The sequence below is a fragment of the Myxococcus sp. CA040A genome, assembly GCF_013336725.1.
GTDB classification, from domain to species: domain Bacteria; phylum Myxococcota; class Myxococcia; order Myxococcales; family Myxococcaceae; genus Myxococcus; species Myxococcus llanfairpwllgwyngyllgogerychwyrndrobwllllantysiliogogogochensis.
Genome location: NZ_JABUMR010000005.1, coordinates 200770 through 213106 on the forward strand (window position 1 = coordinate 200770; position 12337 = coordinate 213106).

Below are 12337 nucleotides of genomic sequence, written 5' to 3' on the forward strand. Positions count from 1 at the left end.
CTCTACATCCGGCTCACTCCACGGCGCGCTTCGCCTCGGGGTCGATGACGCGGTTGCCCTTCCACCAGTCATGCTCGCCGTAGCGCTGCTGGGCCCGGTCCACTCCGCCGTAGTTCCCGGTGACGATGTCCGCCAGGTTGGCCAGGGACTCGGAGCCCTCTTTGTAGTACTTGGAATGGTCGCCCATGTTGCTCTTGTCCCCGCGGTCCTTCGCCTCCGCGGTGAACCGGTTGGCGCCGAACTTGTTCTCGGACGGGTCCTGTCCCAGCGGGTCCCCGGGCAGGTTGCTGCCATTGAGCCAGGACACCACGTCCCGGCTGGCCGAGCCGGACCACACGTGGCCGTTGGCGAGCGCGCCGTCGTAGTCCTTCACCGACTTGGCGCTGCCCGCACCGGGGCTGCCGATGAGCACCAGGTCATCCGCCTGGAGGCCGTTCTTGTCGGCGGCGATGGAGGCGGTGGTGCTGCCATAGCTGTGGCCAATGACAGTCAGGTGCGGCTGGTTGCCGTCGCGCGCGGCGCGGATGCCGGCCACGTCGGCGGCCAACAGCTTGGCGCCATTCTCCGCGGCGTTGTCGGACGCCACGTTCTGGAAGCCCGGCGCGTCGTAGCCCATCCAGGCCACCGTCGCGACCTCACCCTGCTGCGTGCCCGAGGCCTTGTGGAGCTTGAGCGCGTCGCTGGTGATGTTGTCCATGTAGCCGCGCACGTCCGAGTTCAGGCCCGGCACGCTCACCGACACATGCTTCGCGGTGTCCAGGTTGCCGGCGACGATGGCCGCACGGCCCTCGCCATTGACGAAGGTCGAGTCATAGACGAGCAGCTGCGCGGAGCCCGCCTCCTTCGCCACCCGGTCCAGCTGCGTCTGCACGGCCCGCGCGTTCTCCAGCTGGCGCTGTTGGTCCTTGGAGGGTGACTTCTCCGCGCTGAGCTGGGCGATTTCATTCTTCAGCTGCGTGCGGTTCGCGGTGTCACGCACGGAGGCCGGCAGGCCATCCATGGAGCCGAGCTTCTTGGGGTCCGAGCTGACCACCTGCGACTGCTCCGTGGGCGACAGCTGCTTCCACCAACCGGCGCGGGCCTTCGGGTCCGCGGGCGCGCTGTCCAGCGGCCCCTTGGCGGCGAGCGGCGCATTCTCCCCGGTGAGCTTCTCCGCCCCCGTCTTGCGAGGCCCCTCGAACGCGGAGACCGTCTCCACCTTCTCCACGGGCTTCGCCTTGGGCTTTTCCTTGGCCGCCGTCTGCTGCTCGGCCGCGACGCGCGCGGCCTCCGCTCGGCGACGGGCGGACTCGGCTGCGCTGCTGTTCACAGAGGAGATACCGGCCATGACAGCGCCTCGTGTTGAAGGGGGGATACCTACATCTTCGCGAATCAGCCGAAAATGTTTCCTGACGCCTAGGAAAAACCGAGGGGCGTGATGTGACGCAGGACGTCACACCTTTCGGCGGCGACCCGGTGTGCCCCGCGTCATGTCGGCGTCTGCCCCGCGCGAACCCGGACGCCAGAAAGCAGAAGGCCCGGGGCCGCTGTTCGCGACCACCGGGCCTTCGTCAACGACCGGGGGCGGGATTACTTCGTGGGGTTGTCCACGCCGTTGTTGGTCCACACGTAGCGCTGAATCCAGTCACCACCGACGCCCAGGCCCGTCTCGCGCTGGCGGTCCTGGACGAGCGCGGGGGGCAGGCCCTTGTCCTGGAAGGACGCGGGCACGCGGGTGCCGGACTCGAGGTGCGAGTTGTTGACGACCTCGTACTGGAGGTTGGGCTTGCCGGTCTTCTCGTCGATGCCGGTGCACGTCACCTGCGTGCGGTAGGAGCCGATGAACCACTCCAGCGAGGTGTACTTCTCCTTGCTCTTCTCGTCGGTGCCCGGGCCCGTGAAGCGGTACAGGGCCTTGTCCTTCTGCGCGTCGGTGGCCTCGGCGGGAGGGAACACGTCGCCGGGCTTCGGGTTCGGGTACATCTTGAAGAACTCTTCGGTGACCTGCTGCTGGTGGGGGCGGCCCGCCAGGTCTTCGGTGTACGCGTTGTCGCGCACGGTGACGCGCTCGGTGCCGTTGTCCGTCTTGTCCCAGGTGCCCAGGTCCTTGGGCTTCTCCTCGAGCAGCCAGGTGCCCCACAGCTTGGGCCAGTCACCCTGCAGCTTCTGCCCCGTCACCGGGTCCGTCGTCCGGGTGATGCCTTCCAGGTCCACCTTGCCCAGCGTCTTCAGGCTCTGGGTGATGGAGGAGTCCTTGCCGACGAGCAGCTCCGACGTCTTGGCCAGGGCATCCATGCCGCCCTCGGCCGCCTTCACCAGCTGGTCGGCGGCGCCGTCCGGCAGCACCTTCGTGACGCCGTGGTAGGCGGTGCGCAGGCCCGTCTGGAACACGTCGCGGGCCAGGTCCTTCGGGTCGGTGATGGCCTTCTTGAACGCGTCCGTGACGGGGTTGTGCTTCACGTCCTCGAACACGTCCTTGGTCGTGTCGACGACGGCCTTCTTCACGTCGTTGGTCGTGTCGACGACCGCCTTCTTCACGTCCGTCGCCTTGTCGACGACCGTGTCCTTCACGTCGTTGACGGTGTTCGTCACCGTCTTCCGAACGTCGTTGAAGCTGGGGATCTTGAAACCCATGTGGGTGGGACCTCGGGGGGTGTGGGCGGCCAGACTTCGGCTGACTCTGGAGTTATCGGCCCTGGAACGTCGATTGTTTCTTGTAGGCTGAGAACCACGCCCCACCCTTGGATTGCCCCTGAATCCAGGGGGTTGCGAGGACCTTCATGCAGCCACACTCCGACTGGCGCCCCCACGCGCTCGATGGCGCCCTCCTCTGGTTCCACCGGATCACCGGCACGAACCTCCGCGTGGACGGACCCCGGACGCGCCACCTGCGGCGAAGGGCGCCCCGGCTGGTCCTCTTCGGCATCACCAACGCGTGCAACCTCGCGTGCACCTTCTGTTCGCGAGAGCGGGAAGCGAAGAGCGAGTGGACGGTGGACTCCGCCTTCGACGTGCTGTCGGGCCTGGCCCGCGCGGGCACGCTGGAGGTCTCGTTCGGTGGCGGCGAGCCCCTCGCCTTTCGTGGCTTCGATGAGCTGGTGCGGCGGCTGTCGAACGAGACGCCGCTCGCCATCCACTTCACCACCAACGGGATGCTGCTCTCCGACGAGCGACTCGCACGACTCGCGCCCCACCTCGGAGAGGTTCGCGTGTCGCTCTACGACGACAACGACTGGGAGGCGTGTGTCGAGCGGCTCGCCCGCGCCGGACAGACGTTCGGCGTGAACATCCTCGCGACCCCGGAGCGACTGCCCACGCTGCCCGCACAGCTCCGGACGCTTCACGCGCTGGGCTGTCGAGATGCCGCGCTCCTGCGCCACGTCGGCGACGACGCGAAGCTCCGACTGAGTCCTTCGGACGAGGCACGCCTCACGGAGGTGCTCGCGGACAGCCCGCTGCGCACGCGCCTGTCGGTCTGCTTCGGAGACACACTGACGGAGGTCCCCCGCCTCTTCGGTGGCGACTGCGGCGCGGGGCTCGACTTCGTCACCCTGACGTCGGACCGACGGCTGAAGGCGTGCTCGTTTCAGGGCGGGGGACTTCCCATCACCTCGGCGGAGGATGTGCTCGCGGGATGGAACGGGCGGCGAGACGTGCTGTCCGCGCCGTCGCCCCTGGCGGGCTGTGCGCGCGCGGGGGCACCTTTGGGAGAGGCGCTGTCCGACGGCGTTCGCGTGTGGCGCGGGTTCTCCGGAAACAACAGCGGAGACTGCGTGCTCGTGGGGCGCTTCGAGACGGCTGAAGAGGCCACGGCCTACCTCGACACGCTCCTGCCAGACTGGAAGTCGGGACGCGCCTACCCGGAGCGATGGAAGGAGCTGCTCGCGGCGGAGGGCATCCCGGTGGGCGCGGAGGAGCGCGTCCCCGATTTGATGGCCTCGCTGGGCCGGGTGGTGATGCTGCACACCGAGATGACGCTGGATGACGACTTCCCCGCGCTGCGGACCCTCTTGTGGAAGCGCAAGGGGCGCATGGTCCACTCGGAGATTCACGGGCACGGCAAATTCGAGCTGGCGACCGCGTTTGGAGTGCGGGACACGGCGACCCTGGGCGCACTGGAGCGCGTGCTGGAAGAGGAAGTGCACGGCTCTTTCATCCGCCATGCGAACCAGCTCCACGGGCTCGTGGGCTACTGGGGCGCCCCTGGCGGCAAGGAGTCCCTCGACACCGTGGTGGCGAGGCTGAAGACACTCGCCCAGGAGAACGGCGCGGTCGTCGCGGCGGAGCTGGTGGAGGTCCCCAAGGACCTGCGCCTCGAACAGCGCCTCGCCTCGCGCGGCCCTCACGCGGGGCGGCTGCGCCTGTGGGTCCTGTTCCAGTCCGCGGAGGTGGCGAGCCGCTATGGGAAGGACCTGAGCGGCGACGTCACGGTGGCGGGCCCGCACGTCCTGCTGGAGGAGGACCACTTCGGACCCCGCCTGGGTTACCTCGCCCAGCGCCAGGGTGGCACCGCGCTCATGCTCACCAGTCAGCGCGTCATCGTGAGGGGCTCCTTCTCGCAGCCGAAGCGCGGCCCGCCCGACGTCGTCCCGCACCTTCGTCCGTACCTGACCCCAGACGACCGCGTGGACTCGACGCCCGGGAACGACAGCCTCTCGGTCCGGGTCAACACGCTGGAACCCGGACGCGTGCTGAAGGCGCTCGTCGAGCTGGAAGCCGTGCTGGGCCTGCACGCCTGGGTTCAGGTGTACTCCGACGACCCGCTCGCGGAGGCACTGCACCGCCTCCGCGAGGACGTGAACGAAGAACTCCGTCGACGGTAGCGACGGCCCTACGCCTGCTCGGCCCGGGGGACTTCTCGCCGCGGGCCCAGGTGCCATCCCTTGGCCCGCTCCTGCTCACGCCAGAGCGCCGCATAGGGCCCCTCGCGACGCACCAGCTCGTCGTGAGTCCCGCTCTCCGCCACGCGTCCGCGCTCCAGCACCACGATGCGGTGCGCGCGACGCACCGTCCGCAGCCGGTGCGCAATCACGACCACCGTCTTGTGCCGGACCAGCTCGTCAATCGCCCGCTGAATCTCCGCCTCCGCGGACGCATCGACCGAAGCCGTGGCCTCGTCGAGCAGGACGATGGGCGCGTCCTTGAGGATGGCCCGCGCGATGGACAGCCGCTGCCGCTCGCCTCCCGAGAGTGAGCCACCGTCCTCGGTGAGCACGGTGTCGTAGCCCTGGGGGAGCGCCTGGATGAAGTCGTGCGCCCTCGCGGCCCTGGCGGCGCGCTCGACGTCCTCCCGGGACGCATCCGCGCGGCCCACGCGCAGGTTGTCGAGCACCGTCCCGGAGAACAGCACCACGTCCTGGAACACCATCGCGATGTGCCGGTGCAGCTCCTCGAAGGGCAAATCCCGGATGTCGACTCCGCCGATGCGAATGGCCCCCTGCCCTCGCGGCACGTCCCACAGCCGCGCGACCAGATGCACCAGTGTCGACTTGCCCGAGCCCGAGGCACCGACAATCGCCGTGAGCGACTGCTCGCGGAACTCGACGGAGACGTCCTTCAGCACGTGCTCCCCTTCGTACGCAAAGGAGACGGCCTCCACCTCCACGTTGAAGCGGGTGACGGGCGCCGCCGGCGAGGAAGGCTCGCTCAGCGGCTTCTCGGCCATGAGCCGGTCCACGCGCTCCAGCGCGCGCTGGGAGCCTCGGAGCATGAGGAGCGCCACGCCCAGCTCGGCCACCTGTCGCGTCACGCCCACGCTCACCACGAGGAACACCAGGAGCGTCCCCGGAGCCAGCGTCCCCTGGAAGGCCAGCGTGCTGCCCACGAACGCCACGACGACGAAGCTCGCCTCGACCAGGAAGCCGAAGACGGACAAGAGCGGCGACGGCGCCACCTCCGCGCGGATGAGCGCGTCACGCAGCCGCTCCATCGCCTTCACGAAGCGCTGGTACACCTCACCGTGTCGGCCGAAGGCGCGGAGCACGGCGATGCCCTGCACGTACTCGACGATGCGCGCGTTCACGTCCGCCGTCGCCTCGAGCACGGAGGTGATTTCCCGCACGAAGAGGGGCGTCGTGGCCGCCAGGACAGCGAGCGCGACGGGCAACATCGCGAGGACGGCGAGCCCCAGCCGCCAGTCGAGGAAGCACAGCCCGAGGCCCACCAGCATCGGCAGGGCGAAGCTGGCGGCGAAGACGCCGATGATGTGCGACCAGATGTCCTCGACAAGCGCCAGGTCCGTCGTGAGCACGCCCATCAGCTCGCCGCTGCGGTGCTGGGTGAAGAAGCCCATGGGCAGCCGCCGCAGGTGGTCCGCCGTGCGGATGCGGGCCTGTCCCATCAGCGCATGGGCCGCGGTGAAGATGTTCGCCATCGCCGACCGGGTGAACACCATCCGCAGGAGCACCGCGAGGACGATGCCGCCCGTCACCTGGCCCGTCAGCTCCAGGGTGAGCCGTCGCTCCAACGCCGCGCGGACGAAGAACAGGACCAGCGCATAGGGCAGCGCCGTCGACACCGCCTCACCGAAGGCGAAGAGGAAGCCGCGCCGCAGCCGCGCGTCCTTCTGGCCCGCCAGCCGCTCTCCGAGCGTGAAGAACTCTCCAATCATGATGCCACCTCCACACCACGCGGGGCTTCTCCCTCGGCACCGCCGAGCGACCAGTCCCGTGCATCCGAGTGACTCGCCCACAGTCGCTGGTAGAGCGCGCAGCGCGAGAGCAGCACCTCATGCGGACCCTGGTCCTGGACCCGCCCTCCGTCGAGCACGACGATGTGGTCGGCGGTGGCGATGGTCGACAGCCGGTGGGCGACGACCACGACGGTCCTCCCCTCGCACAACTCCGACAACGCCTCCTGGATGCGCGCCTCGTTCTCCGGGTCCGCGAACGCGGTCGCCTCGTCGAGCAGGAGCACGGGCGCGGCCTTGAGCAGGGCCCGCGCGATGGACAGCCGCTGCTTCTCTCCACCGGACAGCCGCGCGCCACGCTCACCCAGCATCGTGTCGTACCCCTGGGGCAGCCCGAGGATGAAGTCGTGCGCTCGCGCGGCGCGGCATGCGGCCTCCAGCTCCGCGTCCGTCGCCTCCGCGCGCCCCAGCCGCAGGTTGTCGCGGACGGAGCCATGGAAGAGGAACACGTCCTGGAACACCATGGAGACGCGCGAGAGCAGCGTGTCGAGGGGCAGCTTGCGCACGTCGACGCCTCCCAGCTCCACCGTGCCGCCGTGGGCCTCCCACAGCCTGGGCACGAGCTTCACGAGCGTCGACTTGCCAGCGCCCGAGGGCCCCACGAGCGCGGTCACCTTCCCGGCCGGCGCATCGAACGTGACGCGGTGGAGCACGTCCTTCCCCGCGCTGTCGTAGCGGAAGTCGACCTCGCGGAAGGAGATTCCGTCATGTCGTGGCGACTCGGTGCCCGCGACGTCTTCCAGGTCGGGCGCCAGGAGGATGTCGTGGATGCGCTCGTTGCCCGCTGTGACGCGCTCGACGTTGCCCCACGCGAACATCAGCCGCATCAGCGACATGAGGAGCTGGGGTCCCAGCACCAGGAACAACACCAGCGACTCCAGCGAGAGCCCGCCTCGCACGTACAGCCAGCCCCCCAGGGGTACGAGGACGACGAGGCTGGAGCCGATGAGCGCGCCGAAGGCGCCATAGCCCCGCCCGTTGGTGCGCATGAAGCCCTCCATCCACGCCAGGCCCTCCTCGATGGAGCGCGAGAGGTCCCCGAAGCGGGCAGCGGAGAGGCCAAACGTCTTGATGACCTTGATGCCCCGGAAGTACTCCAGGAGCGACGCGTTCATCCGCTGCTGAATCTCGTTCCACCGCGCATGCGCCTTGCCGACATCGCGCATCGCGAGCGCCATGGCGCCCACGGCCAAGGGAGCGACGGCGATGCTCGCCAGGGCCATCCGCCAGTCCACCCACAGCAGCGCGACAGCCGTGGCGAGCGGAACCACCATGGCGGCCACCGCGTCCGGGAAGTTGTGCGCGACGAACGACTCAATCTGATTCACGTCGTCCATCAGCGTCGTCTTCAGCGAGCCCGTGGACCGACGGCTGAAGAACGACAGTGGCACCGCGCCGAGCTTCCGCGCGATTCGCAGGCGCAGCGCATGGAGGATTCGGAATGCGGCGATGTGCGCGGCCATCGTCGCCCCCGCGACGAACAGGTAGCGCAGCACCAGCGCCCCCACGGCGACGAGCGCCAGCGTGCGGACCTCGTCCAGCTTCGGCGGCTCCGCGTAGATGGCCGTGGCCATGCGCGCGACGATGAAGAACGGCACCAACCCCAGCGCGGCAGCCACCGTCGAGCTGAGCGCCGCGAGCCCCACCAGCGGCCCCTGCAAACCCAGCAGCGACACCAACCCTCGCAGGCCAGGCGGCGGATGACTCGGCGACTCCTCGACGACACTCACGGACGACCTCCCATTGACTTGATTTCGATAATAGTATTCATTATCGACGCCTGACCAGCGGCATCGACGAACCGGGGCACAGGTCCCCACCCGTTACGCGCGGGAGGGCAGGACACCGTGCCGCAGCAGCTTCAGGCAGAGCGCCAGGTACGCGCGTTCCCGCTGAGCGCGGCTGCCCAGGTGACGCAGCCGGTGGGCATGGCGCTCGCTGTAGCTGACCCAGGCCTTCATGAGGCCCGCCATGGCGATGAGGAGCAGCTCCGGGTCCACGTCCTTCGCGACGGCGCGGTTGCGCTGCGCGGCCCGGACCTGGGCGGCTTGTCGTTCGACGAAGTCGTCCTCACCCGGCCACATCTCCAAGTCCCCTTCCAGCGCGGCCCAGGCGGCCAGGCGGGACCACTCCGGACTCGCCCTGAAGAAGCCGACGAGCTGTTGGAGCCCCTCCTCGGTGAGCAGCCCCAGTCCGTCATCATCGGGAGCCGGGGTGTGGGCCCGCGCGGAGTCCTCCACCGCGTGGGCCTTCACGATGGCGTAGAGCGACTCCTTCGTCCCGAAGTGGTGCTGAATCAGGCTCACGGACACGCCCGCCGCGTTGGCGACATCCCGGAAGGACGTCCCGGCGAAGCCACGCTCCGCGAACAGCCGCGTGCCCTCCGTGAGGATCCGCTTCCGGACCCCCTCCGGGTCCCTCGTCAGCACGGGCTTCTTCTTCGCGGCGGCGACCATCGTGAACTTACTGTACGACCAACAAGTTCAACATTCAAGTCTCCGGGCGATAGGGACCGCCAGGGACACCCCAGCCCCAGATGGGCATGGGCCCGTCCAGCGTGACGCTCGCGCCGGGCTGGGAGTTGATGACGGCGAGCCGGGAGCCCCACTCGACGTAGGCGACGAAGGCCGAGCGGAACTCGGGGTCCGCGGGCAGCTCCACCTCGTTGGCGCTGTCGAGCAGCAGGTCAGTCCAGCGTCGCCGCTGCGCCTCCGTCAGGTGCCGTTCCAGGTGGTGACGCAGCATCCCGGGATGTCCGCCATGCGCCTCGCTGTAGGCACGAGGCCCGCCCAGGACTTCACCCAGGAAGAGGGCGACGTGGGACGGGTGTTGCGCGGACATGCGCTCGAAGACGGGGCCGAGCAGCGCGTCGGTGCGCACCCGGGCATAGAAACACTCGGTCAGCCGCGCCAGGGCCTCCGCCCCACCCGCCCACGCGTAGAGCGTGGGCACCGCGGACGCATCACCGCTGTCGCTCACGGCCGGGTCCACGCCGTGTCGACGTCGTAGTGCTTCATCTCCTGGATGTCGGAGACGAACGGCCGCACGAGCACGAAGAACTTCTGGAAGGCCGCGCTGCCCCGGAACCCCTTCATGTGTCCTTCGAGGGAATCCCACTCGATGCGGACCACGAAGTGGTGGGGCTCCTCGGAGCCTCGGCTCACTTCGTAGCGCAGGCAGTGCGGCGAGGCGCGCAGGTGCTCGCCCGCGGCCCGGTAGGCCTCGAGGAACGCGTCGGCGCGCTCGGCCGGGATGTCATAGCGGATGTATTCGACAATCATGGACTGCTCCTTGTTCGATGAGGACTTCGACGGACGGGGTGCGGCGGCAATCCCCGCGACGCCCAGGGCGGCGACGAGGAGGAACAAGCCGACACGACGAGACTTCCCGGACACGGACGACCTCCAGGGCGGGGCCTGGTTTCGAGGGTGCATTCCCGCCCAGCCATGCCACTGTAAGGACGGCGGGAGGACCCCCGCTTTGTCGGCCGTTCCGATTCGTGGGCCTCGCGTTCCAAAGGGAGGGATGGGGATGGAGCCGCTGTCCGCGGTGCTGCGTGGGATGAACCTGAAGGGAAGCATCTACGCGGCCTGGGAGCTGCGGGCCCCCTGGGGCATGGGCCTGCCGGAGGCTCCCTTCGCATCCTTTCACTGGATGGAACAGGGAAGCAGCTGGCTGCGCGCCGGCGAGGACGTCCTGCCCCTGGAGGCCGGCGAGCGGGTGGTCCTCTTCGGCGGCCAGGCGCATCAGCTGCTCTCCTCGCGGGCGGCCTCGGTCACGACTGCTCGTGCGGCACCCACCCGTCGCGGGGGTTCATCACGTCGAGGGCCCGGGTGCGCAATCCCGACGTAGCCGGTTCGTACAAGCGCCAGGGAACACGCGCGTCCCACACTCGCGCCATGAACCTCGCCCAGAAAATCGCGGCCTTTTCCGCCGGTGGCTTCCTGCTCGCGGGCCTGCTCTTCGGCGTCTGGAAATATCTCCAGATTTCCCAGAGCCCCAAGGCCCAGGCCTCGCCCTACGTCGACATCGCCCACCGGGCCGCGCTCCTCTATTCGTTCGCGTGCCTCGTCGTCGAGCGCTTCGTCGTCCTCAGCGCGTTGGATGACACCGTCGAGCTGATCGCCGTCATCGCTCAAATCGGCTTCTTCGCGGTGGGCCTCTCGACCTACGTCATCCACGGCCTCCTGAAAGACACGGACAATCAATTCGAGCGCCCCCACAGGCTCGGGCGTGCAGTGCTGCCTCCCGCGGTGATGGTGGCCTCCATGGTCGCCCTCATCGCGGGGGAACTCGGAGGCTTCGCGGTGCTGTTCTGGGGCGCCGTCACAACCTGATTGTGACAAGCAGGCAGGCGACTCAGGGCTTCCGCCCGTGCTCCAGGCAGGGGCGGGGTCGTCACGGACCTTCAGGATGAGCCCGGAGCCGAGAGGCGTTTCCCTCCGCTGGGGGCTCATTCTTCCGCCCTCGTGGAGTCCTCGCCCCCCCGCGCCTCGAAGAAATTGTCGGGTAGCACTTCGCGCCGCCACCGGAGTTTCATGACAAACTCCGCGACACTTCACGCGCCCAGCCGCCTGCTCAGGGAATTCATGTCATTTCTGGACCGCATCCTCGACCCTCCGAGCTACGGCTACGAGAAGAACGGCGCGCTCTACGTGCCGACCCACCGGGAAATCTTCTCGGAATTCTTCGCGCGGCTGAACATCTTCCGGACGCGGAAGAACTGGCTGGCGCTCATCGGGTGGACCACGACGCTGGGCTTCGGCATCCCACTCGCCCTCTTCTTCACCCACCATTTCAGTTGGTGGCTGCTGCTCGTGGGCTTCGTCTACAGCATGGTGGTCCTGGGCACACACGGCACCATCTGGTTCCACCGGTACTCGACGCACCGGGCCTTCCAGTTCAAGAACGCCTTCTTCCGTGAGCTCTGCCGCAACCTGGTGGTGAAGACGATTTCGGAAGAGGCGTATGTCATTTCCCACCACGTCCACCACGCCAAGGTGGAGACGCCGGGGGACCCCTACAACGCGAAGGCCGGCTGGCTCTATTGCTTCCTGGCGGACGTGAATCACCAGGGCATCCGCAGGGACTTGAGCGCCAAGGACTACTCGCAGCTGTGCAAGCTGATGGAGCACACGGGCGTGCACCTGAACAGCTATGAGCAGTACCAGAAGTGGGGCTCGCTCTGTCACCCCGGCTGGACGGTGGCGCACTTCCTGGCGAACTGGGCGGTCTGGTACGGCGTGTTCTTCCTGCTCGGCGGACACGCCCTGGCGCTGGCCCTCTTCGGCTGGTCCGGCGTGTGGGCCGTGGGCGTGCGGACGTTCAACTATGACGGGCACGGGGGCGGCAAGGACCGTCGGCGCGACGGCGTGGACTTCAACATGAAGGACCAGTCCATCAACCAGCTCTGGCCGGGACTCATCACGGGCGAGTGGCACAACAACCACCACCTCTATCCGCACGGAGCCCGCGCGGGCTTCCTGTCCTACCAGTTCGACCCCGCCTGGCACTTCATCCGCGGGTGGTCCTGGATGGGCGCCATCAGCTCGTACCGGGACTTCAAGCCGGAGTTCATGGAGCGCCACTACCTGCCCTGGGCGGAGAAGCAGAAGGCCAAGGCCGTCGTCGTGGGTGGCTAGAGGTCTCTTCGGAGCGGGGAGAGGCACC

11 protein-coding genes are annotated in these 12337 nt (G+C 68.4%); 4 read left to right on the top strand and 7 right to left on the bottom strand.

Annotated elements, in window-relative coordinates; translation table 11 throughout:
• Nucleotides 1-13 precede the first annotated feature (13 nt).
• Together HUA75_RS22730 and HUA75_RS22735 are read right to left on the bottom strand one after the other, a co-directional pair.
• A complete protein-coding gene (locus HUA75_RS22730; RefSeq protein ID WP_141641464.1) occupies nucleotides 14-1327 on the bottom strand; it encodes an alpha/beta hydrolase in 1314 nt (437 codons plus the stop codon).
• 242 nt (nucleotides 1328-1569) lie between these two features.
• A complete protein-coding gene (locus tag HUA75_RS22735; protein WP_141641465.1) occupies nucleotides 1570-2613 on the bottom strand; it encodes a hypothetical protein in 1044 nt (347 codons plus the stop codon).
• 146 nt (nucleotides 2614-2759) lie between these two features.
• Between HUA75_RS22735 and HUA75_RS22740 the strand changes: the two genes are divergently transcribed.
• The gene (locus tag HUA75_RS22740; protein WP_174487594.1) at nucleotides 2760-4802 is read left to right on the top strand and encodes a radical SAM protein; all 2043 of its coding nucleotides are present in this window, start codon (nucleotides 2760-2762) and stop codon (nucleotides 4800-4802) included.
• Nucleotides 4803-4810: 8 nt separating this feature from the next.
• Here the strand turns inward: HUA75_RS22740 and HUA75_RS22745 are convergent, their stop codons facing one another.
• The 5 genes from HUA75_RS22745 to HUA75_RS22765 all read right to left on the bottom strand — a co-directional run bounded on the left by HUA75_RS22745 (nucleotide 4811) and on the right by HUA75_RS22765 (nucleotide 10062).
• A complete protein-coding gene (locus HUA75_RS22745) occupies nucleotides 4811-6589 on the bottom strand; it encodes an ABC transporter ATP-binding protein (protein ID WP_174487595.1) in 1779 nt (592 codons plus the stop codon).
• Entirely contained in the window at nucleotides 6586-8397 is a 1812-nt protein-coding gene (locus HUA75_RS22750) for an ABC transporter ATP-binding protein (protein WP_174487596.1), read from the bottom strand. The genes HUA75_RS22745 and HUA75_RS22750 overlap by 4 nt, the downstream gene beginning before the upstream one ends.
• A gap of 93 nt (nucleotides 8398-8490) precedes the next feature.
• Nucleotides 8491-9123 carry a TetR/AcrR family transcriptional regulator gene (locus tag HUA75_RS22755; RefSeq protein WP_174487597.1) on the bottom strand — a complete coding sequence of 211 codons (633 nt, stop codon included), beginning with the start codon at nucleotides 9121-9123 and terminating at the stop codon, nucleotides 8491-8493.
• Nucleotides 9124-9157: 34 nt separating this feature from the next.
• Nucleotides 9158-9646, bottom strand: coding sequence for a group II truncated hemoglobin (locus HUA75_RS22760; RefSeq protein ID WP_174487598.1), 489 nt, complete (start codon nucleotides 9644-9646; stop codon nucleotides 9158-9160).
• Nucleotides 9643-10062: a putative quinol monooxygenase gene (locus HUA75_RS22765; protein WP_371746169.1), complete on the bottom strand. Its 420-nt coding sequence runs from the start codon at nucleotides 10060-10062 to the stop codon at nucleotides 9643-9645. The genes HUA75_RS22760 and HUA75_RS22765 overlap by 4 nt, the downstream gene beginning before the upstream one ends.
• Nucleotides 10063-10198: 136 nt before the next feature.
• On the opposite strand from HUA75_RS22765, the gene HUA75_RS22770 reads away from it, so the two are divergent.
• From HUA75_RS22770 to HUA75_RS22780, 3 genes are all read left to right on the top strand, one after another.
• On the top strand, nucleotides 10199-10519 hold the full coding sequence (locus HUA75_RS22770) for a cupin domain-containing protein (RefSeq protein WP_174487599.1): 321 nt from the start codon (nucleotides 10199-10201) through the stop codon (nucleotides 10517-10519).
• A gap of 47 nt (nucleotides 10520-10566) precedes the next feature.
• Nucleotides 10567-11004 carry a hypothetical protein gene (locus tag HUA75_RS22775; protein ID WP_174487600.1) on the top strand — a complete coding sequence of 146 codons (438 nt, stop codon included), beginning with the start codon at nucleotides 10567-10569 and terminating at the stop codon, nucleotides 11002-11004.
• Nucleotides 11005-11256: 252 nt separating this feature from the next.
• On the top strand, nucleotides 11257-12309 hold the full coding sequence (locus HUA75_RS22780) for a fatty acid desaturase (protein WP_141641473.1): 1053 nt from the start codon (nucleotides 11257-11259) through the stop codon (nucleotides 12307-12309).
• The last annotated feature ends 28 nt before the right edge of the window (nucleotides 12310-12337 follow it).

Excerpts from the sequence above, each read along its gene's own strand:
- HUA75_RS22770 (WP_174487599.1), top strand. The coding sequence starts at position 10,199 with ATGGAGCCGCTGTCCGCGGTGCTGCGTGGGATGAACCTGAAGGGAAGC.
- HUA75_RS22735 (WP_141641465.1), bottom strand. The coding sequence starts at position 2,613 with ATGGGTTTCAAGATCCCCAGCTTCAACGACGTTCGGAAGACGGTGACG.
- HUA75_RS22730 (WP_141641464.1), bottom strand. The coding sequence starts at position 1,327 with ATGGCCGGTATCTCCTCTGTGAACAGCAGCGCAGCCGAGTCCGCCCGT.
- HUA75_RS22745 (WP_174487595.1), bottom strand. The coding sequence starts at position 6,589 with ATGATTGGAGAGTTCTTCACGCTCGGAGAGCGGCTGGCGGGCCAGAAG.
- HUA75_RS22740 (WP_174487594.1), top strand. The coding sequence starts at position 2,760 with ATGCAGCCACACTCCGACTGGCGCCCCCACGCGCTCGATGGCGCCCTC.
- HUA75_RS22755 (WP_174487597.1), bottom strand. The coding sequence starts at position 9,123 with ATGGTCGCCGCCGCGAAGAAGAAGCCCGTGCTGACGAGGGACCCGGAG.
- HUA75_RS22775 (WP_174487600.1), top strand. The coding sequence starts at position 10,567 with ATGAACCTCGCCCAGAAAATCGCGGCCTTTTCCGCCGGTGGCTTCCTG.
- HUA75_RS22780 (WP_141641473.1), top strand. The coding sequence starts at position 11,257 with ATGTCATTTCTGGACCGCATCCTCGACCCTCCGAGCTACGGCTACGAG.